General features: G+C 71.7%; 20 protein-coding genes and 1 tRNA gene. 10 read left to right on the forward strand and 11 right to left on the reverse strand.

What is annotated here, in order from left to right; translation table 11 throughout:
* Nucleotides 1–35: 35 nt before the first annotated feature.
* The gene (locus O3597_RS04480; RefSeq protein ID WP_164449332.1) at nt 36–401 is read left to right on the forward strand and encodes a hypothetical protein; all 366 of its coding nucleotides are present in this window, start codon (nt 36–38) and stop codon (nt 399–401) included.
* Between the two features lie 69 nt (nt 402–470).
* Here O3597_RS04480 and O3597_RS04485 read toward each other — a convergent pair whose 3' ends face one another.
* A complete protein-coding gene (locus O3597_RS04485; protein WP_281603317.1) occupies nt 471–1,118 on the reverse strand; it encodes a hypothetical protein in 648 nt (215 codons plus the stop codon).
* A 243-nt stretch (nt 1,119–1,361) separates the two neighbouring features.
* On the opposite strand from O3597_RS04485, the gene O3597_RS04490 reads away from it, so the two are divergent.
* Nucleotides 1,362–1,952, forward strand: coding sequence for a copper resistance CopC family protein (locus tag O3597_RS04490; protein WP_281603318.1), 591 nt, complete (start codon nt 1,362–1,364; stop codon nt 1,950–1,952).
* 59 nt (nt 1,953–2,011) lie between these two features.
* On the opposite strand, the gene gltX is transcribed toward O3597_RS04490, so the two are convergent.
* From gltX to O3597_RS04505, 3 genes are read right to left on the reverse strand one after another with little or no spacing between them, the layout of a single operon-like run.
* The gene (gltX, locus tag O3597_RS04495) at nt 2,012–3,421 is read right to left on the reverse strand and encodes a glutamate--tRNA ligase (protein ID WP_281603319.1); all 1,410 of its coding nucleotides are present in this window, start codon (nt 3,419–3,421) and stop codon (nt 2,012–2,014) included.
* 50 nt (nt 3,422–3,471) lie between these two features.
* On the reverse strand, nt 3,472–4,743 hold the full coding sequence (locus O3597_RS04500) for an MFS transporter (RefSeq protein ID WP_164449328.1): 1,272 nt from the start codon (nt 4,741–4,743) through the stop codon (nt 3,472–3,474).
* Nucleotides 4,740–6,086 carry a GH1 family beta-glucosidase gene (locus O3597_RS04505; protein WP_281603320.1) on the reverse strand — a complete coding sequence of 449 codons (1,347 nt, stop codon included), beginning with the start codon at nt 6,084–6,086 and terminating at the stop codon, nt 4,740–4,742. The genes O3597_RS04500 and O3597_RS04505 overlap by 4 nt, the downstream gene beginning before the upstream one ends.
* A 191-nt stretch (nt 6,087–6,277) precedes the next feature.
* Here O3597_RS04505 and O3597_RS04510 point away from each other — a divergent pair, with 191 nt between their 5' ends.
* Nucleotides 6,278–6,724 carry an SRPBCC family protein gene (locus O3597_RS04510; RefSeq protein WP_093401307.1) on the forward strand — a complete coding sequence of 149 codons (447 nt, stop codon included), beginning with the start codon at nt 6,278–6,280 and terminating at the stop codon, nt 6,722–6,724.
* Between the two features lie 95 nt (nt 6,725–6,819).
* Here the strand turns inward: O3597_RS04510 and O3597_RS04515 are convergent, their stop codons facing one another.
* From O3597_RS04515 to aceE, 3 genes are all read right to left on the reverse strand, one after another.
* The gene (locus O3597_RS04515; RefSeq protein ID WP_164449327.1) at nt 6,820–7,746 is read right to left on the reverse strand and encodes a hypothetical protein; all 927 of its coding nucleotides are present in this window, start codon (nt 7,744–7,746) and stop codon (nt 6,820–6,822) included.
* Nucleotides 7,743–9,032, reverse strand: a complete 1,290-nt coding sequence (locus tag O3597_RS04520; protein ID WP_164449326.1) for a choice-of-anchor B family protein — start codon at nt 9,030–9,032, stop codon at nt 7,743–7,745. Before O3597_RS04520 ends, O3597_RS04515 begins: the two co-directional genes overlap by 4 nt.
* 305 nt (nt 9,033–9,337) lie before the next feature.
* Nucleotides 9,338–12,082 (reverse strand): pyruvate dehydrogenase (acetyl-transferring), homodimeric type, encoded by a 2,745-nt coding sequence (aceE, locus tag O3597_RS04525; protein ID WP_164449325.1) that lies wholly within the window; start codon nt 12,080–12,082, stop codon nt 9,338–9,340.
* Between the two features lie 174 nt (nt 12,083–12,256).
* On the opposite strand from aceE, the gene O3597_RS04530 reads away from it, so the two are divergent.
* Nucleotides 12,257–12,661, forward strand: coding sequence for a YjbQ family protein (locus tag O3597_RS04530; RefSeq protein ID WP_281603321.1), 405 nt, complete (start codon nt 12,257–12,259; stop codon nt 12,659–12,661).
* A 135-nt stretch (nt 12,662–12,796) separates the two neighbouring features.
* On the opposite strand, the gene O3597_RS04535 is transcribed toward O3597_RS04530, so the two are convergent.
* Entirely contained in the window at nt 12,797–14,455 is a 1,659-nt protein-coding gene (locus O3597_RS04535) for an alkaline phosphatase D family protein (protein WP_164449323.1), read from the reverse strand.
* 192 nt (nt 14,456–14,647) lie between these two features.
* Between O3597_RS04535 and O3597_RS04540 the strand changes: the two genes are divergently transcribed.
* The 5 genes from O3597_RS04540 (at nt 14,648) to O3597_RS04560 (ending at nt 19,262) form a co-directional block, all read left to right on the forward strand.
* Nucleotides 14,648–15,139: a MarR family winged helix-turn-helix transcriptional regulator gene (locus O3597_RS04540; protein ID WP_164449322.1), complete on the forward strand. Its 492-nt coding sequence runs from the start codon at nt 14,648–14,650 to the stop codon at nt 15,137–15,139.
* A gap of 37 nt (nt 15,140–15,176) precedes the next feature.
* Nucleotides 15,177–18,035 (forward strand): thiamine pyrophosphate-dependent enzyme, encoded by a 2,859-nt coding sequence (locus O3597_RS04545; RefSeq protein ID WP_281604474.1) that lies wholly within the window; start codon nt 15,177–15,179, stop codon nt 18,033–18,035.
* A gap of 109 nt (nt 18,036–18,144) precedes the next feature.
* The gene (locus O3597_RS04550) at nt 18,145–18,582 is read left to right on the forward strand and encodes a DUF3052 domain-containing protein (RefSeq protein WP_164449321.1); all 438 of its coding nucleotides are present in this window, start codon (nt 18,145–18,147) and stop codon (nt 18,580–18,582) included.
* A gap of 53 nt (nt 18,583–18,635) precedes the next feature.
* Nucleotides 18,636–19,100, forward strand: a complete 465-nt coding sequence (locus tag O3597_RS04555; RefSeq protein ID WP_164449320.1) for a peroxiredoxin — start codon at nt 18,636–18,638, stop codon at nt 19,098–19,100.
* Nucleotides 19,101–19,187: 87 nt separating this feature from the next.
* Nucleotides 19,188–19,262 (forward strand) — tRNA-Val (locus O3597_RS04560).
* Between the two features lie 6 nt (nt 19,263–19,268).
* Here O3597_RS04560 and O3597_RS04565 read toward each other — a convergent pair.
* Nucleotides 19,269–20,129: a hypothetical protein gene (locus O3597_RS04565; RefSeq protein ID WP_281603322.1), complete on the reverse strand. Its 861-nt coding sequence runs from the start codon at nt 20,127–20,129 to the stop codon at nt 19,269–19,271.
* A gap of 144 nt (nt 20,130–20,273) precedes the next feature.
* Here O3597_RS04565 and O3597_RS04570 point away from each other — a divergent pair, with 144 nt between their 5' ends.
* Nucleotides 20,274–21,071, forward strand: coding sequence for an alpha/beta hydrolase (locus O3597_RS04570; RefSeq protein ID WP_281603323.1), 798 nt, complete (start codon nt 20,274–20,276; stop codon nt 21,069–21,071).
* 395 nt (nt 21,072–21,466) lie between these two features.
* Here the strand turns inward: O3597_RS04570 and O3597_RS04580 are convergent, their stop codons facing one another.
* Nucleotides 21,467–22,813, reverse strand: a complete 1,347-nt coding sequence (locus O3597_RS04580; protein WP_281603325.1) for a glycosyltransferase — start codon at nt 22,811–22,813, stop codon at nt 21,467–21,469.
* Nucleotides 22,810–22,995: a hypothetical protein gene (locus tag O3597_RS04585; protein ID WP_164449316.1), complete on the reverse strand. Its 186-nt coding sequence runs from the start codon at nt 22,993–22,995 to the stop codon at nt 22,810–22,812. The genes O3597_RS04580 and O3597_RS04585 overlap by 4 nt, the downstream gene beginning before the upstream one ends.
* Nucleotides 22,996–23,107: the final 112 nt, after the last annotated feature.

Below are 23,107 nucleotides of genomic sequence, written 5' to 3' on the forward strand. Positions count from 1 at the left end.
CGCCGGCGGGTGAGGGCGAGCGTGAGGAGACGCCGATGGCGTACGGGGAGGCCGACCACGGCTGTGCCCAGGGTGAGCCGTGCCGACCCGGCCCGCACGAGCAGCCGGCCCTCGCCAAGCATCACCGCCGGCCGCCCGGCCTGGCCCATCCGGCCGAGCCGGTCACCGGTCGCGTGCCGGAACGTCCGGAGGACGATCCCACGACCAACCGGCAGCTCGGCGGCGAGTCGCCGGTGCCCCGTCAGCGCGGCGTCGAGCCGGCCACCGCCGGGCCGACCGATCCGGCGGCCGGTGGGTGCCGCAGTGACCTGCCCGGCTGGGCCGGGGCGCACCGACACGGGCCGGTTCGTCCGGCGCACCGCAACCTGCGGCGGGAGCGTCCGCCGGGTCGTTGGTGCTGAGCTGAGGGACAGGGCGAGCCCGGCCGGCGGCGTGCTCGCGGGCCGGCCGGACCTCGACCGCGCGGTGGCTCAGTGGGTACGGCGGCGGATCAGTAGCGCGATCCCGGCGAGTCCGAGGGTGATGACCAGCACCACCGCGACGTTCAGCAGGAGCAGGCGGCGCAGTTCGCTGAACGCCTCGTTGATGTCCTGCGCGGGGTTGAGCGCTTCCTCGGGGATGATGCGTTCACCTCCGCCGACCCCACCGCTGACCGCCTCGTAGGTCCGCTCCAGCGGCACACCGGCGGTGCGCAGCGTCTCGGACATGCTCACCCGGCCGAGATACCAGGCCGCGCTGACCTTGCGGTCGGGCTGCTTGGCGGGGCGGTAGACGCGCGGCCCGCCGACCGCCTTCGGGTACAGGTCGTAGGTCTGCTTCGGAGCGTCGCCGGCCAGCACCAGGACCGTGTACTTCGGACCGAGGTCGGCCTTCTTCGGGCCACCGGACTGGCGGACCAGGCCCTTGTGATTCACCTGCTCGATGACGGCGACGACATGCGCGGGGTGGGTTTCGGCACGCAACCGCAACGGCTCGGCGAGCCCGTGCCCGGTGATGTCCACGCCGGCCGGCGGCGTCTTCGGTGCCGCCCCGGCCGCCTCGGCGGAGGCGAGCGACAGCAACAGCGCCGCCACCGCACCCACCGTCGCTCCGGTCAATCGCCTCATCCGTCGGACCATGCCGCCTCCTCGCCCCGTTCGATGGTGGCCGTGCTGCAGGGGTCACACGTTGGCAGGCTGACGGTGGTGCCCCTGCCCGCAGGACAGGTACCCACTCAAAGACTCCGCGGAACGCCGATCGGTTGCAGCTGATGGAACACTAATTGGAACTATCTGCGATTGCGACTCGCTCGACGGCCAGGCGCGATGCAGCGGCCGGATTTTACCTTTGCGGAGGCCATGATGGTGGGCAGGATATCGCGCGTGTCGTGGTCCTGGGCAGTGGTGCTCGGCGTGGCGTTCGGTGTGTCGTTATTGATACCCGCGGTGCCGGCCGCCGCGCACAACCAGTTGACCGGCAGCAGCCCTCGCGAGGGTGCCCGGGTGGCCGAGGCTCCGGAGCGCGTGGAGCTGCGCTTCCTGGCCACGGTCGACGAGGACACGACGAAGGTCACGATCACCGGGCCGGACAATGTCGACGCGGCGGGCGGGCAGCCGCGGTTCGCCGGCAACCGGGTGAGCGTGCCGTTCGCGCCGGGTGCCGCAGGGCTGTACATCGTCGGCTACCGGCTGATGTCCGCCGACGGTCACCCGATCTCCGGCGAGGTGCGGTTCACGCTCACCACCGACACGCCCGCCGACCCGTCCCCGGCACCCACCACCGCCGATCCGACGGATCCTGGCACGGCGGAGAGCACCCCGGCACCGACCACTCCGGCGCTCGTCAGCCCGGTGCCCCGGTCGGACGAGTCCTCCGGCGGCGGATGGTGGTGGGCGGCCGTCGCGGTGCTGCTGTTGCTGGCCGTCCTGGCCGCTGCCCGGCTGATCCGCCGTCGCTCTGCCGGCCGCCGCTGAACGCTTCCGGCCCAGCCACGCGGGCCGGTGCGCCGGGCCCGGCGCACCGGCGTGGAGGGTCAGACCAGGCGGACCCGGGCCGCGCGCATCCGGGTCAGGGCGCGTTCGCGCCCGAGCACCTCCAGCGACTCGAACAGCGGCAGACCGACGGTACGACCGGTGACCGCCACGCGTACCGGCGCCTGGGCCTTGCCGAGCTTGAGCCCGCGCTCCGCGCCGACCGCCTCCAGCGTTGCCTTGAGCGTCTCCGCGTCCCACGAATCGACCGCCTCGAAGGCGGCGACGGCGGCGTCGAGCAGCTCCGCCGACCCCTCCTTCATCGCCTTCGTCCAGGCCGCCTCGTCGATCAGCGGTGAGTCGACGAAGAGGAAGTCGACATTCGGCACGATCTCGCTGAGCACCGCGATGCGGGTCTGCGCCAGCGGGGCCACCGCGGCGAACACGGCCGCGTCGAACTCGGCCGGCTGCCAGGGCGGCGGCGCGATGGTGCCGGTGCCGGTCAGCCAGGGCTGGCAGGCCTCGACGAACTCGGCCACGGGCAGCGCCCGGATGTACTCACCGTTGAACGCGCGCAGCTTCTTCTCATCGAAGAACGCCGGTGAGGGGTTGACCTCGGTCAGCCGGAACTCGTCCTCGATGACCGACCAGGGGACGATCTCCCGGTCGCCGGAGGGTGCCCAGCCGAGCAGCATCAGATAGTTGCGCATCGCCGCGGCGAGATAACCCTCGTCCCGGTACGCCTCCAGGGCGACCTTGTCGCGGCGCTTGGAGAGCTTCTGCCGCTTCTCGTTGACCACCACCGGCACGTGCGCCCAGATCGGCGGCTTCACCCCGAGCGCGTCCCAGAGCAACTGCTGCTTCGGGGTGTTGGGCAGGTGCTCCTCGGCCCGGATCACGTGGGTGATGCCCATTGTCATGTCGTCGACGACGTTGGCCAGCAGGAAAACCGGCGAGCCGTCACCCCGGGCGATGACGAAGTCCTCGATGAGCTTGTTCTCGAAGGTCGGCTCGCCCCGGATCAGGTCCGTCACCACGGTGGCGCCCTCGTCGGGGGTGCGGAAGCGCAGCGCCCGGCCGTCGCCGGGCGGCAGCCCCCGGTCGCGGCAGTAGCCGTCGTAGCCGGTGTACTGGTTGCCGGTGCGGGCCTGCACCGCCTCGCGGGTGCAGTCGCAGTAGTACGCCCGACCCGCCTCGTACAGCCGCCGCGCGGCGTCCCGGTGCTCAGCGGCGTACGAGGACTGGAAGTAGGGTCCTTCGTAACTGCCCCGTTCGATGCCGATCCAGTCCAGCGCGGACAGGATGCCCTCGGTCCACTCCGGGGAGTTACGGGCCGCGTCGGTGTCCTCGATGCGCAGCACGAACACCCCGCCCTGCTGCCTGGCGTAGATCCAGTTCTGGAGTGCCGAGCGGGCACCGCCGACGTGGAACATACCGGTCGGGGAGGGGGCGAAGCGCACACGTACCGTCACGACCTCCAGCCTACGGCGACCCGCTACCGCATTCGGCCAAGGGGTGCGCCTCAGGGCACCGAGCGGATCTTCAGGACCAGGACGCTACCGAGCAGGGTCACCGCCGCGGTGGTCGCGTACAGCGCCGGGTATCCGCCCAGGTGCACCACGATCGGCGCGGAGACGGCCGGACCGAGCACCTGCGGCGCCGAGTTGGCGATGTTGATCACGCCGAGGTCCTTGGCGCGGTCGGTGGCTCTCGGCAGCACCTGGGTGATCAGCGCGGCGTCGACCGACAGGTACACCCCGTAGCCGGCACCGAGGACCAGCGCGGCGACCACCGCCACCGGCCAGGTGGGCGCGGCGGCCAGCAGCAGCGCGGCCACGGCCATCACCACGCCCGCGGCGATCACGAACACCTTCCGCCGGCCGGAGCGGTCGGAGAGCCGGCCGGCGATGACCGTGGTGGCCATCAACCCGGCGGTGTAGAGCAGGATCAGCACCAGCAGCCCGCCCTCGGGGTCGGCGACGCGGACCTCGTCGGTGAGGAAGTAGAGCAGGTAGAGCGTGCCGAAGGCGTTGCCCAACTGGACCAGGAACCGGGTGATCCAGGCCCAGCCGAAGTCCGGGTACCGGCGCGGTGAGACCCACATCCCGGCGAGCAGGCCGCGCAGCGCCGGACGGTGGGTGCGGGGCAGCGGATCGTCGACCGTGCGCAGGGCGAACGGCAGGGCGAGCAGCAGGACGGCGGCGGCCACGGCCAGGTAACCGGCGGTGTTGCCGGTGACCAGGACGGTGACCAGCACGACGCCGAGGACCAGTCCCAGCGCCTGCGGGATGCCGACCCAGCCGGAGACGCCGCCCCGCTGGGCGACCGGAACCCGGTCCGGCACCGCGGCGGTCAGGCTGGCCAGCATCGCGTTGAAACAGACCTGCGCGGCCACCCAGCCGACGGTCACCGCGAGGACGGTACGCGCCTGGGCGAGCAGCACCAGGGCCAGCGCGCCGAGCACCGCGCCGCCGAGGGTCCAGACGTGCCGGCGACCGAACTCCCACCGGCCCAGGCGCAGGCAGGTGCGGTCCGACAGGGCACCGGCGAGCGGGTTGGCGAGCACCGCCGCGAGGGCGCCGAAGCCGGTGACCACGGCCAGCATGGTCTCCTTGTCCGTCGGTGCGATCTGCCCGATCTGCTGCGGCAGCAGCACCTGGATCGGGGTGAAGAAGGCCATCCAGACGCCGAGGTTGGCGGCGAACAGCAGCGCGATCCATCCGCGCCGGACCGGCACGGTCGGCTCGGCGAGCGCGGCCGGCAGCGAGGCCGGGGTGGGGTCGACGGTGGTCACCGAGGTTCCCGCCGGTTGGTCGCGATCACCTCACGCAGCCAGGCGTACGAAGACTTGGGCGTGCGCCGCCCGGTCTCGAAGTCCACGTGCACCAGGCCGAATCGCTTGGTGAAGCCCTCGGCCCACTCCCAGTTGTCCAGAAATGACCAGACGAAGTAGCCGGTCACGTCGACCCCGTCGTCGATGGCGCCGCGGACGGCCCGCAGGTGACCGTCGAGGTAGGCGATCCGGTCCGGGTCGGGCACCTGCCCGTCGGTGTCGGGAGCGTCGTCGTAGGCGCAGCCACTCTCGGTGACCTGGATCGGCGGCAGCGCCGTGCCGTAGCGGTCACGCAGCCGGCCGAGCAGCTCGCGCAGTCCGTCCGGTACCACCGGCCAGTCGAACGCGGTACGCGGGTAGCCGGTGAGCGGCACCAGCTCGAAGGGCAGCGGCGAGCCCTCCTCGGGGGCGCGTACCGCCGTGGGGTTGTAGTAGTTGACGCCGAGCACGTCGATCGGCGCGGCGATCACCTCCAGGTCGCCGTCGCGGACCACGGCGGTGTCGAAGCCCAGCTGCGCCGGGTACCCGCGACCGAGCAGCGGGTCGGTGAAGAGGTGGTTGTGCAGGGCGTCGTAGGTCGCCGCCGCGGCGGCATCGGCCGGGTCGGCGCCGACGACGCGTACCGGAGAGTAGTTGTTGGCGATGGCCACCGGGCTGGTGCTGCGGGCGCGCAGTGCGGCGACCGCGAGGCCGTGGCCGAGCAGCTGGTGGTGGGCGACCGGGAAGGCGTCGAAGAGCAGCATTCGGCCGGGGGCGTGGACACCGGTGGCGTGCCCGAGGCTCATGTGGATGAACGGTTCGTTGAGGGTGATCCAGAGCCGGACCCGGTCGCCGAGGCGGGCGGCCACCAGGTCGGCGTACTCGGCGAAGCGGTGCGCGGTGTCCCGATTCAGCCAGCCTCCGGCGTCCTCCAGCGACAGGGGCAGGTCCCAGTGGAAGAGGGTGGCGACCGGATCGATGCCGTGCGCGAGCAGTTCGTCGACCAGCCGCTCGTAGAAGTCCAGCCCCGCGGAGTTGACCGCACCGGTGCCGCCGGGCAGCACCCGGGGCCAGGCGATCGAGAAGCGGTACGCGCCGACGCCCAGCCCGGCCATCAGGGCGACGTCCTCGGCGTACCGGTGGTAGTGGTCGCAGGCCACGTCGCCGGTGCTGCCGTCGACGATCCGGCCGGGCGTGTGGGCGAAGGTGTCCCAGATGGACGGTCCCCGTCCGTCGGTGCCGGCGGCGCCCTCGATCTGGTACGCGGAGGTGGAGACGCCCCACCGGAAGCCGGTGGGGAACTCGGGCATCGGTGCGGTCGACATACGCCCTCCCGGTCGCTCTAACGCGAAATGTGCTCGGAACTCTAGGGGGCGGCGAGACCGTGCGCCATAGGCTCCCGAGCGGCCAGGGGCAATACCTTTCGGCGTGTCTTTTACGAACCCGTCCATATACGTCCGTTTTTGCGCATAGAGTGCCGAATATCGTGGGATGTCCTCACTGGAGGAAGACGGAAATGATCCTCGTGGAACGCAGCGCGCACGTGGCGGCGCCGGTGGAAGCGGTCTGGGACGTGGTGCAGCGGGCCGAGCAGTTGCCGGCCTGGCTGGCCGGGGTCCGTGCGGCCGAGGTCCTCTCGGGGGAGGGCTTCGGTCGGCGGCAGCTGGTCCAGGCCGGACGCGGAGCCGCGCATGAGGCTGAAGTGATCGCCTATCAGGAGCCGACCCTGATCGGCTGGCGCGAACGCGCCAAGGGCGCCGGTGCCCGAGCGGAGGCGCGCACCGAGATATACGTCCAGCTCACACCCGACGAACAGGAGGGTGGCACGGTCGTCCGGCTCATCGTCGTGCGCTGGCCGGCCGGCCCGGTCAAGGCCGCCCTGCTCCGGCTCGGCCTGCGTCGGGTCGGCGCCGACCTGGAGGACTCGCTGGCCCGGCTGACCGACCTGGCCGCCGTCGGCTGACGGGCCGCGTCCCGGCGTCACCCGCGAAGGTGGCGGCCCCGGTGCCCCCCTCCAGAGGCACCCGGGCCGCCACCGCTCGTCGCAGCCCTGTCACCTCACACGATCACGGTGAACGCGGCGACGCGGACCTCGTCGAGGTGCCGGAACTCGAAGAACAGCCGGTAGGTGCCGGCCGACGGCACGGTGACACCGAACGCCACCACCGAACTGGGCTGGCTGGCCGCTGCCGGGTGCACGTGCAGGTACGCCAGGTCGCCCTGGCGCAGCGCCACCAGGTGCCCGTACGCGCCCAGGTGGCGTTGCAGGTCGTCGACCGGCCGCCCGCCGTGGCCGAGCCAGACGAGCACCTGGTTGGACTCGCCCGCCCGCAACCCACCGTCGAGGGTGACCGTGTAGCCGTCCACCAGGATCGTCTCCTCCGGTGGTGCCAGCGGGCCGGCGGCGTACCGCCCGGGGACCGGCACGTCGACGCCGAGCGTGACGCCCGCGGGCGCACCCTGCGGCCAGAAGTCCGCGATGGCCCGGAGCGGGCCGGGCCTGGCCGGCGTGACCGTGACCCGCCAGGTGCCGTCGGCCGACATCTCCGGATGCACGTGCTGGTAGCCGGAGAGGTCCCGACCGACCAGGATCAGGTGCATCCGGCGCTCGTGGTTCTCCTGGAACGTGGTGAGCGCCGCGCCGGACGCGTCGGTGATCCGGAAGGCCAGTTCGCCCGGCCGGCCGACGGCCAGGCTCGGCGTGTCCAGGGCCAGCGTCCAGCCGTCGCGGGACACCTCCAGCCCGCCCGGGCCGTGGCCGAGGTGCGCGGTGGACGCCGCCTGCGGCACCGGGCCGGAGGCCGGCGCACCGGCGCGACCGGCGAAGAACCCGACGGCCAGGGTCAGGCTGAGCACCAGCGCGGCGGCGACGTACCGCCACACCGGGCCGCCCGCCGGCGACAGGTCGGGGCGGGGGCGCCCCGGGTGGGACGCCCCCTCGACCTGGCCGGCGGCCGTTGCCGGCCGATGGTCGGTGGTGGTCATGACAAGCGGGGCTGGAGGACGAACAGCCCCTGCTCGATGCCGCTGACCACCACGATGCCGCTCGGGTAGTACGGATAGGTGCTCCACGCCCCGTTCATCGAGGCGCTGTTGCTCGACGGGTAGATGTCGAAGTACCCGGCCTCGGTGGCCTGACCGCTGGCCACGTTGCGCAGGTCCAGGATGCGCAACCCGGCCCGGTAGTTGGCCTGGTAGCTGTAGCTGCCCTTGACGTACTGGTTGTGGTCGGTGGCCTGCACCCCGGACGGGGCGCTGTAGGTGCCGATGTGCCGAGGCGCGTCGAGGTCGGCCAGATCCCAGATGTAGGTCTGCGTCCGCACCCCGCGCCGGGTCTCGTCCAACTCGTCGTCCAGCAGGAAGTACCGCTGGTTGTCGGTGAACCAGCCCTGGTGGGTGTACGCCCGCCCGCTGTAGCCGATGCGGGACAGCTGCCGGGGAGCCGACTTGGTGGTCACGTCGACCACGGTCACCGTGTCCTCGTTCGAGCTGACGCAGATCTCCCGCCCGGTGTAGGTGGTGTCCGGACCCCGGTAGACCACGCACTGGGTGTCGTGGGTGTAGCCGTCGTTGCTGACACAGCCGGCGTACACCGGCGACTTCGGGGTGCGGATGTCGATCATGTGCAGGCCGCCGCTGCACGTGTTGGTGCCGACCGCGTAGGCGTACCCGGTCTGCTCGTTGATGGCGATGTTGTGCGAGTTGCCGAACCGGCTGTAGTGCACGTTGGCCGTCCAGGTCTGCGGCGCGGTGACGCCGCGGAGCCGGGTCAGGTCGAACACCTGCATGCCGTGCCCGGAGACGTCCGCCACCACGTACGCGTGGTCCCGGTAGACCTTGATGTCCCGCCAGATCGCGGTGCGGTTCTGGTACGCGGGCAGGTTGCCCAGGTAGACCGGAGCGGTCGGGTTGGACACGTCCACGAACGAGGTGCCGTTGCGCCGGCCGACGAGCGCGTACTCCTTGCCGGTCTGCGGGTCCGTCCAGCCCCAGATGTCGTTGGCCTGGCTGCCGCCGATGCTGGACAGCGGCATGAACGACAGCAGGTCCACGTTGCGGCAGGGGTAGCCCGACGCCTGGCCGTTGGTGCAGGTCGCGGCGGCGGCCGCGACGAGTTGCTGAGTCGGTTCGCGCTGGGCCATGAACTCCTGGGCCGACGCGCGTCCGGCCGGAGTGGCCGGGTCGTGTGCCACCGACGGCGAGCTCGCCGGGAGCATCGACACCACCAGGGCGCCGACGGCCAGGGCGAGACCGATCCGGACGATTCGCATGAACGCTCCCTCCCGTCGCGCGCCGAGGCGGCGGTGACGTCCCGGCCGGCGGTGGACGGGCGCGACGGGGGTGGCTCCACCGGCCGGCCTGGTGTCCCCGGGTACCACTGAAACACCTATCGGCAATTGTGGATGCGCTGTGTTACATGAAACAGATGTCCATCGATACCGGATGGGTCATATCTGCGGACCGCCGCGGCGATCGCGGCGCCGGGCCCACCGCGCCGTGCTCCGCCGTCACACGCGGAAGGGCCCGGCGCGGTGTGACACCGCGCCGGGCCCTCCAGGAAGACCTTTCCCCTGGTTCAGCTGTCGCCGCCGGTCTCGCCGACCGGGGCGGCGGTGACGTCGTCGATGGCGTACTTCTTGGCCGCCTCGGCAGGCACGTGGGCCGGCACCGCCCCGCGCAGCGCGAGCTGCCGCAGCGTCGCGACCGCGACCGACTCGGCGTCGACGTGGAAGTGCCGCCGCAGCGCGTGTCGGGTGTCGGACAACCCGAAACCGTCGGTACCCAGCGAGGTCCAGTCACCCGGCACCCACCGGGAGATCAGGTCCGGTACCGCGCGCATCCAGTCGCTGACCGCGACCTTCGGCCCGTCGGCGTCGGCCAACTTGCGCTGGATGTACGGCACCCGCTGCTCGGCGCCCGGGTGCAGGAGGTTGTACTCCTCGCACTCCACCGCGTCCCGGCGCAGCTCCGTCCAGGACGTCACCGACCAGACGTCGGCGGCCACCCCCCAGTCCTGCGCCAGCAACTGCTGCGCCTTGAGCGCCCACTGCATGCCGGTGCCGGAGGCCAGCAGGTTCGCCCGGGGGGCGTCTCCGTCCAGCGACGGGGCGGGGGAGTAGCGGTGGATGCCCTTGACGATGCCCTCGACGTCCACACCGTCGGGTTCCGCCGGCTGGTGGATCGGCTCGTTGTAGACGGTGAGGTAGTAGAAGACGTTCTCCTGCTCCTCGCCGTACATCCGGTGCAGGCCGCTCTCCATGATGTGCGCGATCTCGAACGCGAACGCCGGATCGTACGCGACCACCGCCGGGTTGGTGGCGGCCAGCAGCAGGGAGTGCCCGTCCTCGTGCTGGAGGCCCTCACCGTTGAGCGTGGTGCGTCCGGCGGTGGCGCCGAGCACGAAGCCCCGGGTCATCTGGTCCGCGGCAGCCCAGAAGCCGTCGCCGGTGCGCTGGAACCCGAACATCGAGTAGAAGATGTACATCGGGATCATCGGCTCGTCGTGGGTGGCGTACGACGTGCCGGCCGCGGTGAACGAGGCGACCGAACCCGCCTCGTTGATCCCCTCGTGCAGGATCTGCCCGGCGGTCGACTCCTTGTACGACAGGAACAGCTCCCGGTCCACCGAGGTGTACCGCTGGCCGTGCGGCGAGTAGATCTTGGCGGTCGGGAAGATGGAGTCCAGGCCGAAGGTGCGCGCCTCGTCAGGGATGATCGGCACCCAGCGCCGGCCGAACTCCTTGTCCTTCATCAGGTCCTTGAGCAGCCGGACGAAGGCCATCGTGGTGGCCACCTTCTGCTTGCCCGAACCGCGCTTGACGTCGGCGAAGCGCTCCGCGCCGGGGATGGCGAGCGTCTTGGCGCTGGTCCGCCGGGTCGGCAGGTAACCGCCGAGCTGCTTGCGCCGCTCGTGCAGGTACTGCATCTCGTCGGACTTCTCGTCCGGCCGCAGGTACGGCGGCAGGTAGGGGTTCTCCTCCAGCGCCGAGTCCGGGATGTCGAGGTAGAGCCGGTCGCGGAAGGTCTTCAGGTCCTCCAGCGTCAGCTTCTTCATCTGGTGCGTGGCGTTGCGGCCCTCGAAGTGCGAGCCGAGCGTCCAGCCCTTGATCGTCTTGGCCAGGATCACGGTCGGCTGGCCGGTGTGCTCGGTGGCCGCCTTGTAGGCCGCGTACAGCTTGCGGTAGTCGTGCCCGCCCCGCTTGAGATTCCAGATCTCGTCGTCGGTCAGCCCCTCGACCATCTTGCGGGTACGCGGGTCACGGCCGAAGAAGTGCTCCCGCACGTACGCGCCGGACTCCGCCTTGTAGGTCTGGTAGTCACCGTCGGGCGTGGTGTTCATCAGGTTGACCAGCGCGCCGTCGGTGTCGGCGGCGAGCAGCGGATCCCACTCCCGCCCCCAGACCACCTTGATGACGTTCCAGCCGGCGCCCCGGAAGAACGCCTCCAGCTCCTGCATGACCTTGCCGTTGCCGCGTACCGGCCCGTCCAGCCGCTGCAGGTTGCAGTTGATGACGAAAGTGAGGTTGTCCAGCTCCTCGCGGGCGGCCACGCCGATCGCGCCCAGGGTCTCCGGCTCGTCCATCTCGCCGTCGCCGAGGAAGGCCCAGACGTGCTGGTCGGAGGTGTCCTTGATGCCCCGGTGGTGCAGGTACCGGTTGAACCGGGCCTGGTAGATGGCGTTCAGACCGCCCAGACCCATGGAGACCGTGGGGAACTCCCAGAAGTCCGGCATCAGCCGGGGGTGCGGGTACGAGGGCAGGCCGCCGCCGGGGTGGGACAGCTCCTGCCGGAAGCCGTCGAGCTGGTTCTCGCTGAGCCGGCCCTCCAGGTACGCGCGCGCGTACATGCCGGGGGAGGCGTGCCCCTGGTAGAAGAGGTGGTCGCCGCCACCCGGGTGGTCCTTGCCCCGGAAGAAGTGGTTGAAGCCGACCTCGTAGAGCGAGGCCGAACTGGCGTAGGTCGAGATGTGACCACCGACGCCGATCTCCGGCCGCTGCGCGCGGTGCACCAGCATCGCGGCGTTCCACCGCACGTACGCCCGGATCCGGCGCTCGACGTGCTCGTCGCCGGGGAACCACGGTTCACGCTCCGGCGGAATGGTGTTGATGTAGTCGGTGGTGGTCAGCGACGGCACGCCGACCTGACGTTCCCGGGCGCGCTCGAGCAGCCGCAGCATGACGTAGCGGGCTCGCTTGGTGCCACGGTCGCCAATGACACCGTCGAGCGACTCGACCCACTCGCTGGTTTCTTCGGGGTCGATGTCCGGAAGCTGGCTCGGCAGGCCGGCCGTGATCACCGGGCGCTTGCGTTCCGTAGCCACAGGCGTTCCCTCGGTTGTGTGTGGGATAGGTCTCTAGCGCCATCCTGCCCCGTCGTGGCACTCGCCGTCACGTCCACCCGGCTTAAGGGCGACGCTCGACACAGGTACCAATCAGTAACTTTGCCGTTCCACGGCGGTGCGGCGGGCCGCTGCCCGGTGCGGAAGAATGCGGGTGTGCGCAGCGAGCTGATCACCGTCCGGACCGGTTCCCGGCCGACCGTCCGGGACATCACCGCCGAGGCCGAGCAGTTCCTCGCCGGCTGCGGCGACGGGCTGCTGCACGTCTTCGTGCCGCACGCCACCGCCGGCGTGGCCATCATCGAGACCGGGGCAGGCTCGGACGACGACCTGCTCACCGCGCTGGACGCCGTGCTGCCGACCGACGAGCGGTGGCGGCACCGGCACGGCTCACCGGGACACGGTCGTGATCACGTGCTGCCCGCCTTCGTCGCCCCGTACGTGACGCTGCCCGTGCTCGGTGGGCGGCTGGCCCTCGGCACCTGGCAGTCGATCTGCCTGGTCGACACCAACGGTGACAACCCCACCCGGCAGGTCCGCTTCTCCTTCCTGTCCGGCTGACCCCCGTCCGCCCTCCGGCCCACCCGTCACCCAGCCGGCTCGCCCGCCCCCGTCCCGCCGCCGCCCGTGACCGCGTCGCCCCGATGGAGACGGCGCGGTCACGGGCGGCCCCGCGAACCCTGCCGGGCGCACCGGTCAGGGCCGACGGGTCTCGCTCTCCACGGTGCGTTGCCCGGCGTCGACGTCCGCACCGGCGGCCCGCGCGGCGGCCGGCGGGTCGTCCCGGGTCAGGTGCAGCCCCGGGACCCGGTCCTCGATGACGAACCGGGCGCGGGTACGGGCCGGGGCACCCGGGCTGCTCACGAACGGCAGCACGTCGAAGTCGGCGGTGAGCTGTTCCCTGGTGAGCGTGGTCCGGACGTAACCCCGCAGGTTGTTGTGGAAGCGCAGGTGCGGATTCCAGGCCAGCCACGGGTGCGTGCCGGTCGCCGAGTCCGCCCCGTCGCCACCCGAGGTGATCGAGGAGCACACCAACTCGCTGCCGACGGTGCGTGAGGTCGGATCGGCGTAGTCGAGCTTCAGGTCGCTGGCCCAGTGCGCGTGCACGTCGCCGGTGAGCACGACCGGGTTGCGTACCCCGGCCGCCAGCCAGCCCCGCGTGATCCGGTCCCGCGAGGCGAGGTAACCGTCCCAGGCGTCCATGCTGGTCACCGTGAGTGGTCCGGAGTCGCGGTCCCGTTGGGCGAAGAAGACCTGCTGGGCGAGGAGGTCCCAGCGGGCCGAGGAGCGGCGGAACCCGTCCAGCAGCCACGCCTCCTGCCGCCCGCCGAGGATGGAACGGCTCGGCTCGGCCGCCTCCGGGCACGACTGGTAACCGTCACCGCAGGCCTGGTCGTCGCGGTACTGCCGGGTGTCGAGCAGGTGGAAGGTGGCCAGCCGGCCCCAGCGCAGCCGCCGGTAGAGCTGCATGTCGACACCGCGCGGTAGCGAGGTGCGGCGCAGCGGCATGTTCTCGTAGTACGCGCGGAAGGCGGCCGCCCGCCGGGCCGGAAATTCCGGGTCGGGTGCCTCCGGCACGTCGTCGGCCCAGTTGTTCTCCACCTCGTGGTCGTCGAAGACCACCGCCCACGGCGCGACGGCGTGCGCCGCCTGAAGATCCGGGTCGGTCTTGTACTGGGCGTGCCGCTGCCGGTAGTTGGCGAGCGTGCGGGTCTCCGGACCCTCGTGGTCGCGCGGATTCCCACCGGGTGCGTTGTAGGTGTCCCGGGCGTACTCGTACTGGTAGTCGCCCAGGTGCAGGACGAGCTCCGGTTCGGTCTCGGCCAGCCGCCGGTACGCGGTGAAGTACCCGTGCTCGTACTGCGAACAGGAGGCGAAGGCCATGGCGAGCGTCGCGGGCAGGCTCCACGGTGCGGGTGCGGTGCGGGTCCGCCCGACCGGCGACAGGTGCCGCTGCACCCGGAACCGGTAGAAGTACTCCCGGCCGGGGAGCAGACCGGTGAGTTCGACGTGCACGCTGTGCGCGCTCGCCGCGTGCGCGTCGACGACTCCCCGCCGCACGACATGCCGGAACCGCTCGTCGGCGGCGAGTTCCCAGAAGACCGGCACCATGCGGTCGGGCATGCCGCCGAGACCGTCCTCGGCCAGCGGCTGCGGCGCCAGCCGGGTCCAGAGCACGAAGCCCTCGTGGTCCGGGTCGCCGGAGGCGACACCGAGCGTGAACGGGTAGGCCAGGGCTTGCCCGGCCGGTCGGGACGGAACGGGCGCCGCGCCCGCGGGCAGCGCGCCACCGGCGACTCCGGCGGCACTCGCCGCCAGGCCGGAGAGCAGGATGGTACGTCGGGACAACGACACGATTGCCTCCCCAGGTCGGTACGTGGTCCACGGGGAGACTTGCTGCCGTCGATGAATCGGGGGTGAAAGGAAGAGCCCTTTCCCGCCGCTATTGCCCGAACAAGGGCCGAGCGCGGCAGATCCGACGGAGCTCTCGGCGCCCGACACCGATCGGACGAGGTCGGCGGGGGTACGCCGACCTAGGATGTGACCATGTCACGGCCGATCATCGCCCCGGTCGGCCGGGAACCGGTCGACCGGGCCGGGCTGGCCGGTGACGCGGTACGCCGGATCATGCACGTCGCCGCCGCCCTGCGGCACCACCAGGATCTCGACATCGCCGCGCTGGGTCTGACCCCGGCCGTGGCCCGCGCCCTGTACCAACTCGACCCGGACCGTCCACTGCCCGCCCGCGACCTGGCCGAGCAGCTGCGCTGCGACCGGTCCAACGTCACCGCCCTGGTCGACAAGCTGGAGCAGGCCGGGCTGGTCGAGCGCCGGGCCGACCCGACCGACCGGCGGCAGAAGACGCTCGTGGTGACCGACGCCGGCCGGCGGATGCGCGAGCGGGTCCATCTCGTGCTCTCCGACTCCCGGCTGCTGACCCCGCTCGACAACGAGGAACTCGCCGCGCTGCGTGAGCTGGTGTGGAAGGTCTCCGACGGCGGCTGCCCCGAGGACTGCGGCCCGACCGGGCGGGCGTGAAACGCACTCGACTGTGCGATGCGTGCCCCCGTCGGTAATGCTGTCGGACGTGACCACCCCGCAGGATCTCGACGACCGGTTCCGGGAGAGCCTGGCCGCCCTCGCCGCACCGCCACACCGTGGCGACCCGGCGCGTCCGGTGGCCGAGGGCAGCGCGCTGACCGGTACCCAACTGCTGGACCTCTTCGACGCCCAGGTCACCAGCCGGCAACTCGACCTGGCCGCCCGTTGGCTGCGCAGCTTCGGCGAGGGCTACTACACCATCGGTTCCGCCGGTCACGAGGGCAACGCCGCGGTGGCGGCGGCCCTGCGGCCCACGGATCCGGCGCTGCTGCACTACCGCTCCGGTGCCTTCTACTGCGTCCGTGCCGCCCAGGCCGACCCGTCCGCGCCGCCCACACCGGCTGTGTCTCCCGCGCCGGTCGTGCCCGCCCCACCGCTCGTGCCGCCCGCCCGGCCGCCGGCCGAGACCGTGGAGATCGCCGGGGACGGTCCGACCACGGAGGTGGCGGAGAGCGGACAGCCCGTCGAGGTCGACTCCTCCGGCCGGCAGCCCGCCGCGCCGGACCTGGCGGAGACCGGCGAACGACAGGTCGGCGGCGCGCCGGACGAGTCGGCGAGCGGTCCGGTCCCGGCGGAAACCGACTCGCCGAGCGGTGCGAGCGCGCCCGGTGACGGGACCGGCGCCGCGGGTGCCGAGTCGCCGGGCGGTGCGGGCGCGCCCGACGGTGAGCCCGACGCGGCGGCGATCGACCGGACGGACGCCGCCGACGCCCCCGCCGGTGACCCGGGCAAGGCAGCCGCGGCCGGAGACCGGCCGGCAGCCGTGCCACTGACCGACTCCAGGTCGGCCACCCTGACCGTGCCGGTCTCCGGGCCGGGCGACGGCGTCGGACCCGGCGGCGTCCGGATGGCGGTGGTCAAGCGGCCGGTGCGCCCGGCGTACGCCGAGGCGGCCCGGGACGTGCTGCGCGGCATGGTGGCCTCCAGCCGGGAACCGATCGCCGGAGGCCGGCACAAGGTGTTCGGCCGGGCCGACCTCGCGGTGGTCCCGACGACCTCCACCATTGCCTCGCACCTGCCCCGTGCGGTCGGGATGGGTCTCGCTGTCGAGCGACTGCGCCGGCTCGACGCCCGAGGGGAAGCGAACCGAACCGGCGCGGAGCCCGGACCGACGCCCTGGGCGGCCGACGCCATCGTGGTCTGTTCGTTCGGGGACGCCTCGATCAACCACGCCAGCGCCACGGCCGCGTTCAACACCGCCGGCTGGTACGACCACACCGGCCTGCGCATCCCGGTGCTCTTCGTCTGCGAGGACAACGGGCTGGGCATCAGCGTCCGGTCGCCGCAGGGATGGGTGGCGACGGCCCTGCGGTCCAAACCCGGCATCCGATACTTCGCCGCCGACGGTGCCGACCTGGTCGGCACCTACGAGGCGGCGGTCGAGGCGGCGGCCTGGGTGCGCCGGCACCGACGCCCGGCCGTGCTGCACCTGACCACGGTCCGGCTGATGGGCCACGCCGGCGCGGACGCCGAGAGCGCGTACCGCCCCGCCGCGGAGATCGTCGCCGACGTGGCCCGGGACCCGGTGGTCGCCACCGCGCGGCGGCTGGTCGACGCCGGGCTGGCCAGCGGGCCGGAACTGCTGGACCGCTACGACGAGATCGGTTGGCAGGTCCGCCGGATCGCCGAGGAGGTGCTCGACGAACCGAAGCTGGCCGACGCCGCGGAGGTGATCGCCCCACTGGCACCGCGCCGCCCGGTCCGGGTCGCCCTGGCGGTCAAGGACGCGGGTGCCCGCGCCGCCGGCCCGGACGCCGGGGCCCGGGTCGAGGCGTTCGGCGGCAAGCCGCCGGAACTTGCCGGGCCGCTCACCCTCGCGCAGAGCATCAACGCGGCGCTCACCGACGGGCTGCTCAGTCATCCGCAGATGGCGGTCTTCGGCGAGGACGTCGCCGCCAAGGGCGGGGTCTACGGGGTGACGAAGGGGTTGCGTGACCGGTTCGGCGCCGCCCGGGTGTTCGACACGCTGCTCGACGAGACCTCCATCCTCGGCCTCGGCCTCGGCGCGGGCCTGGCCGGGATGCTGCCGGTGCCCGAGATCCAGTACCTGGCGTATCTGCACAGCGCCGAGGACCAGCTGCGGGGCGAGGCGGCGACCATGCGGTTCTTCTCGCAGGGGGCGTGGCGCAACCCGATGGTGGTGCGGGTGGCCGGGCTGGCGTACCAGGAGGGCTTCGGCGGGCACTTCCACAACGACAACTCGGTGGCCGTACTGCGGGACGTGCCGGGCCTGGTGATCGCCGTGCCGGCCCGGCCGGACGACGCGGCGGCGATGCTGCGAACCTGCCTGGCCAGCGCGGCGGTGGACGGCAGCGTCTGCGTGTTCGTGGAGCCGATCGCGCTCTACCACACCCGCGATCTCTACACGGACGGTGACGGCGAGTGGCTCGCCCCCTACGCCGAGCCGGGCGCCTGGGCCGGCGGCCACGTCCCGGTGGGGCGGGCCCGGGTGTACGGCGTCGGTTCGGCCGAGGACGTCACCATCGTCACCTTCGGCAACGGCGTACGGATGGCGCTGCGGGCCGCCTCGGTGCTGGCCGACGAGGGCATCGGCACCCGGGTCGTGGATCTGCGCTGGCTCGCGCCGCTGCCGGTGGCCGACCTCATCCGGGAGGCCACCGCGACCGGTCGGGTGCTGGTGGTGGACGAGACCCGCCGGTCCGGTGGGGTGGGCGAGGGAGTGATCGCCGCGTTGGTGGATGCCGGATATGTCGGTGCGGCACGCCGGGTGGCGGCGGTTGACTCTTTTGTGCCCCTGGGTCCGGCCGCCCGACAGGTCCTGGTGTCCGAGGAGGCCATCACCCAGGGTGCCCGTACGCTGCTGGCACGGTAAATTTCGTTCCACCCGGTGCGCCACTTGCGCAGGAGGGCACAACTGTGTGGACTTTGCCTGACGGCGTCGAGCAGACGCCGGCTCGGACGAGATGAGGAGGCACGCGACAGTGAGCGCGACCGCTGGTCAGGCTGCTGACGGGGTACGCAGCCTGGCGGACCGGTTCGGCATCGAGCCGGGGATGGTCGTCATGGAGATGGGCTACGACGACGACGTCGACTCCGATCTCCGGGACGCCCTGACCGACCGTTGTGGAGATCTGGTCGACGAGGACACCGACGAGGTCGTCGACGCGGTGCTGGTCTGGTACCGGGACGGCGACGGTGATCTCTTCGAGTTGCTCGTCGACGCCCTCGGCCCGCTGGCCGACAACGGGGTCGTGTGGCTGCTGACGCCCAAGGCCGGCCGCGAGGGCCACGTCGAGCCGAGCGAGATCGCCGAGTCCGCACCCACCGCCGGCCTCCAGCAGACCTCCACGGTCAACGCCGGCAAGGACTGGAGCGGTGCCCGACTCGTGCTGCGTCGCGGCGCCAAGGGCAAGAAGTAACCCGACCCGCGGCGAGCGACCGAGGCCGTCCCGAACCCACCCGAGGAGTTCGCATGCCCATCGAGGTTGGCGTCGAGGCGCCCGACTTCGTGTTGAAGGACCAGAACAACCAGCAGGTCCGGCTCTCCGACTTCCGCGGCCGACGCACCGTCCTGCTGGTCTTCTACCCGCTGGCGTTCACCGGCGTGTGCCAGGGTGAGCTGACCGAGGTGCGGGACAACCTCGACGAGTACGTCAACGACGAGGTCCAGGTGCTGACCGTCAGCGTCGACTCGGTGTACGCCCACAAGATCTGGGCGGAGCGGGAGGGCTACGAATTCCCGCTGCTGTCGGACTTCTGGCCACACGGCGCGGTCGCCCAGGCGTACGGCGTCTTCAACGACGTCGCCGGCATCGCCAACCGCGGCACCTTCGTCATCGACCGGGCCGGCGTGGTCCGCTTCGCCGAGATGAACCCGCCTGGGGAATCCCGCGATCAGCAGAGCTGGCGCAAGGCCCTGGCGGAGGCCGTGGCCTGACCCGACGCGTCGGGGTGCGAGGCATCCGTCCGGGCCGGCGGGTGGCAGGGTAAGCTTGCCAACCGCCGGCCCGCCGTACGGCGTCCCGGGCGCGTAGCTCAGTGGGAGAGCACTCGCCTTACAAGCGAGGGGTCGCAGGTTCGAAACCTGCCGCGCCCACCACACCCTCTACTCGGTTCGTCCGCTCAGGTTGAGGATGGCGGGCAGCAGCGTCAGCCCGAACAGGATCAGCATCACGCCCGACCCGAGGTCGAGCACGCCGATCAGGCTGCCCACCGAATTGTGCGTGGTGAAGGGTGACTCGCCCAGGAAGGACATGCTCGACGCGGTGTGCAGGCAGGCCGCGGCGACGGCGCTGGGACCGTAGCCGACCGCGCTGCCGTCGAGGTACCGGTAGGAGCCGAAGGAGACCGCTGCCGTCAGGCAGGGCATGGAGTTGGCCAGCACCATCGACGCGGCGAGGTAGATGTAGATCCGCAACTCCGCGAGGTTCTCCCCGGTCGAGTCGACCCGGGTCCGGTGGAAACCTGTGGTGAGGAACCGGCGGGCGTAGCCGCGTACGGTCAGATACCAGGTCAGCGCCTCGAAGAACATCGCGATGACGATGGCGGCGGCGACGAGTGCGGCGCCGAGAGTGAGCCAGCGGGCGCCCGGCGGCCGGGGGAGGAAGAAGGCGGGCCCGGCCGTGCTGAGGACGGTCAACGCGACCAGCCCGGGCGCGGTGAAGCAGACCGTGGCCCAGAGCCGCAGCGCGACGGCCGCCGCCCGCCACCGCCGGGATCGTCGCTGCCACCGCAGGTACCGTCGCCGGATCCGGTGATCTTTGGCGCCGAACGGGAAGAACGTGCCGCCGCACTCGTCCAGCAGGCGAAGCTTGGCCGCGTCGTCGGCGGGCGGCATCCGGTCGTACGCGAGCCGGTAGTCCCGGCCTCGTTCGCTGATCCAGCGGATCGCGTTCGTGATCGCGGTCACCTTCAGCAGCCCGTGCAGGATGATCGTGACGTTGAGCAGGTCGACGACGACGGCCACCGCAGCTCACCTCGTCCGGGTGGGCACCTACCGAGAGTATCGAGACCCACCGATCGTATCGGCGTCGACCCACTCGGCACTGGTCCGCTCGGACGGGATTCGGTGCGGCGTGGTCGGTCCCGACCCGGACGTGGAAGGAGGCAGATGGGCTACGCGCGGCTCGACGGCGTCCGATTCTGGTACGAGACGTACGGCACCGGTCGACCGCTGGTGCTGCTGCACGGCGGGTTCGGCGCGGTGGAGACCTTCGCCGCGATCCGGCCGGCGCTGGCGCGACGTCGCCTGGTGGTCAGCGTCGATCTGCCCGGTCACGGCCGCACCCCGGACACCGGACGCCCCCTGCGGTACGAGTCGATGGCCGACGACGTGGCGGCGCTGATCGTGCACCTCGGCCTGGCCGAGGCCGAGGTGCTCGGCTTCTCCCTCGGCGGTGGGGTCGCGCTGCGGATGGCGGTGCAGCACCGGCAGTTGCTCCGTCGTCTGGTGGTGGTCTCCGCGCCGTGTCGGCGGCAGGGCTGGTTTCCCGAGGTGCTCGCCGGCATGCCCGAGCCCGACGAGGCGGCCGCCGAGCGGATGCGTGGCACCCCGCCCGAGCAGCTCTACCGTCGCGTGGCGCCCCGGCCCCAGGACTGGCCACTGCTCTGGACCAGGACCGGTGAGCTGCTGCGCCGTGACTACGACTGGTCCTCGGAGGTCGCCTCGATCACCACCCCGACGATGCTTGTCTTCGCCGACGCCGACTCGGTCCGCCCGGCACACATGGTGGAGTTCTTCGGCCTGCTCGGCGGCGGGCATCGGGACGCCGGGTGGGACGGCACCGACCGACCGGCCGCCCGGCTGGCCGTCCTGCCTGGACTCACCCACTACGACGTCGTCGACTCACCCGCCCTGCCCACGGCGGTCCTCCCCTTCCTCACCCACGTCTCCACCCCGCCCACCTGACACCCCCCACCCCACCGTCCCCAAACTGTGGCTGTTGCTGGGCCGCCGGGGGCGGGAGGCAGCAACATCGGGGATGTTGCGGAGTCGTCGTCGGTCGGAGGCAGCAGTTTCGGGGATGTTGCTGGCTCGCCGTCGGGTCGGAGGCAGCAGTATCGGGGATACTGCTGCCTCGACGATCGGGCGCGGTGTCCAGCAGGCCGGGCCGCGAGCCGCCGAGGGCCAGTCGACCACTGTGACGCGGCCGGTCCGGTCGACGAGCAGGTTGTCCGCGCGGAGATCCACGTGGCACAGGGTGTCGCCGGTCAGCGACGCGGGGCCAGTGTCGAGGTGCGAGACGTCCGTCCGGGCCGGCGGTCGGCAGGGTGAGGTTGCCAACCGCCGGCCCGCGTACGCGGTCAGCGCGCCAGCAGTACCTCCACCTGCTGCCGGGTGCCCCAACCGGTCCGCCAGCACGTCGCCGCCCCGTACCAGCGGATCACTCGCAACACCACCGCCGCGAACACCACCGCCACCGGCGCCAACAGCCACGTCCACACCCGGCGGCCGGTCGACTCGTCGGACCGGCGGACCGTCAGATAGCGCAGCGTCTGTGCCCACCCCACGATGAAGGTCACCGACAACAGCCACGGCAGTGCCGTGAGCGTCGGTTCGACCATCGGGGACACGAACACGACGGTCACGAACACCACCGTGGCGACCACCATCGACGCCCAGCGCAGCAGATGTGCCCACCAGGCGTACGACCGCAGCGGCAGGTACCGCACCCGCCACCAGGAGCGGATGAAACTGCCCCGCATCCACCGCAGGTACATGCGGCACAGGTGGCCGAACCGGTCCGGCATCAACGCGAACGCGAACGCGGTCGGCTGCTGCACGGTGCGCCCCTTGACCATCGCGTACAACGTCAACAGGGAATCATCCGAGAAGGCCACGTGCCGGCCGAAGAACCGCTCCGTCAGGTAGCCGTCGAGGTTGTCCCGGACGACTTCAGCCCGATAGGCGGCGATCGGCCCGGAGTTGACCCACACCGCTCCGAACACCGACAGCGACGACCGGTCGGTGAGCTGACCCGTGACGAACCACAGGTCGGTGATCCGCGCGAGAAACGACGACCCCACGTTCGCGGCCATCACCACGCCGGCCACCGACTGCACACGAGGATCAGCGAACGGCAGCAGCAGCTCGTCGAGCGCCCGCGGATCGGAAACGGTGTCCGAGTCGACCGTCCAGTAGATGTCCGCGTCGCCGGTGGCGCGTACGGCCACGGCCTGCGCGTGCCGCTTGCCGGCGTTGGCCTGGACATGCCACGACACCGCGATGCCGTGCCTGGGGGCGGTGGCGAGAAACCACCGCTTCACGGTCTCGTACCCGCCGGTGTCGGTCGAACCGTCGTCCACGACGTAGATGACGTCAGGGGCACGTGTCTGGCTGACCATGGATTCGAGGCAGGCACGCAGCGCCGCCGGGTCCTCGTTGTAGACGGGGACGATCGCCACCACCCGCAACCCGTCCAGATACTCGCGAGCCTGGCCGGTCGCCGTCGCCGGCCGCTCCAGATAGGCACCGCCGATCTGCCACAACAGCAACAGGAACATGCCCGCGTACACGTAGGTGAAGCGGTGCCCGGCGCCGTCGAGAGCGCCCGAGACCGCGAACACATGGTGTATCGCCCACACCGCCGCGGCGGCCAGCACGACCGCCGCCGCGAGCAGCACCCGTCGGGGTCCGATGCGCGCGCTCATCCGTCGATCGGCCGTCCGCGTCGGAACGTCATCCGGATCATGCAGGCACCGGCGACCACCATCAGCACACCGACAGCGGCGATGACGAGCGGCAACGACAGTTGCACGACGCCGACACCAGCGGTACCGCCGATGGTGACCACGTCGAATCCGGTGCGGGGCAGGGTGCTACCTGACGACATCGAGTTCTCCGCTCGGGGCTGCGGGGGCTGTGGCGGCGGGCAGGGTGCAGCCCCAGTCGTGCCCCGGCCGCCGCTGGATCAGCCGCTCGGGGTGCGGGATCCGGTCGACACC

This window comes from Verrucosispora sp. WMMA2044 (assembly GCF_027497155.1).
GTDB classification, from domain to species: Bacteria; Actinomycetota; Actinomycetes; order Mycobacteriales; family Micromonosporaceae; genus Micromonospora; species Micromonospora palythoicola.

Bases quoted from the DNA above. Each gene is read 5' to 3' on its own strand.
- O3597_RS04480 (WP_164449332.1), top strand. From the start codon at position 36: ATGGCGTACGGGGAGGCCGACCACGGCTGTGCCCAGGGTGAGCCGTGC.
- O3597_RS04485 (WP_281603317.1), bottom strand. From the start codon at position 1,118: ATGGTCCGACGGATGAGGCGATTGACCGGAGCGACGGTGGGTGCGGTG.
- O3597_RS04505 (WP_281603320.1), bottom strand. From the start codon at position 6,086: ATGTCGACCGCACCGATGCCCGAGTTCCCCACCGGCTTCCGGTGGGGC.
- O3597_RS04510 (WP_093401307.1), top strand. From the start codon at position 6,278: ATGATCCTCGTGGAACGCAGCGCGCACGTGGCGGCGCCGGTGGAAGCG.
- O3597_RS04515 (WP_164449327.1), bottom strand. From the start codon at position 7,746: ATGACCACCACCGACCATCGGCCGGCAACGGCCGCCGGCCAGGTCGAG.
- O3597_RS04520 (WP_164449326.1), bottom strand. From the start codon at position 9,032: ATGCGAATCGTCCGGATCGGTCTCGCCCTGGCCGTCGGCGCCCTGGTG.
- O3597_RS04540 (WP_164449322.1), top strand. From the start codon at position 14,648: ATGTCACGGCCGATCATCGCCCCGGTCGGCCGGGAACCGGTCGACCGG.
- O3597_RS04545 (WP_281604474.1), top strand. From the start codon at position 15,177: ATGCTGTCGGACGTGACCACCCCGCAGGATCTCGACGACCGGTTCCGG.
- O3597_RS04555 (WP_164449320.1), top strand. From the start codon at position 18,636: ATGCCCATCGAGGTTGGCGTCGAGGCGCCCGACTTCGTGTTGAAGGAC.
- O3597_RS04570 (WP_281603323.1), top strand. From the start codon at position 20,274: ATGGGCTACGCGCGGCTCGACGGCGTCCGATTCTGGTACGAGACGTAC.
- O3597_RS04580 (WP_281603325.1), bottom strand. From the start codon at position 22,813: ATGAGCGCGCGCATCGGACCCCGACGGGTGCTGCTCGCGGCGGCGGTC.
- O3597_RS04585 (WP_164449316.1), bottom strand. From the start codon at position 22,995: ATGTCGTCAGGTAGCACCCTGCCCCGCACCGGATTCGACGTGGTCACC.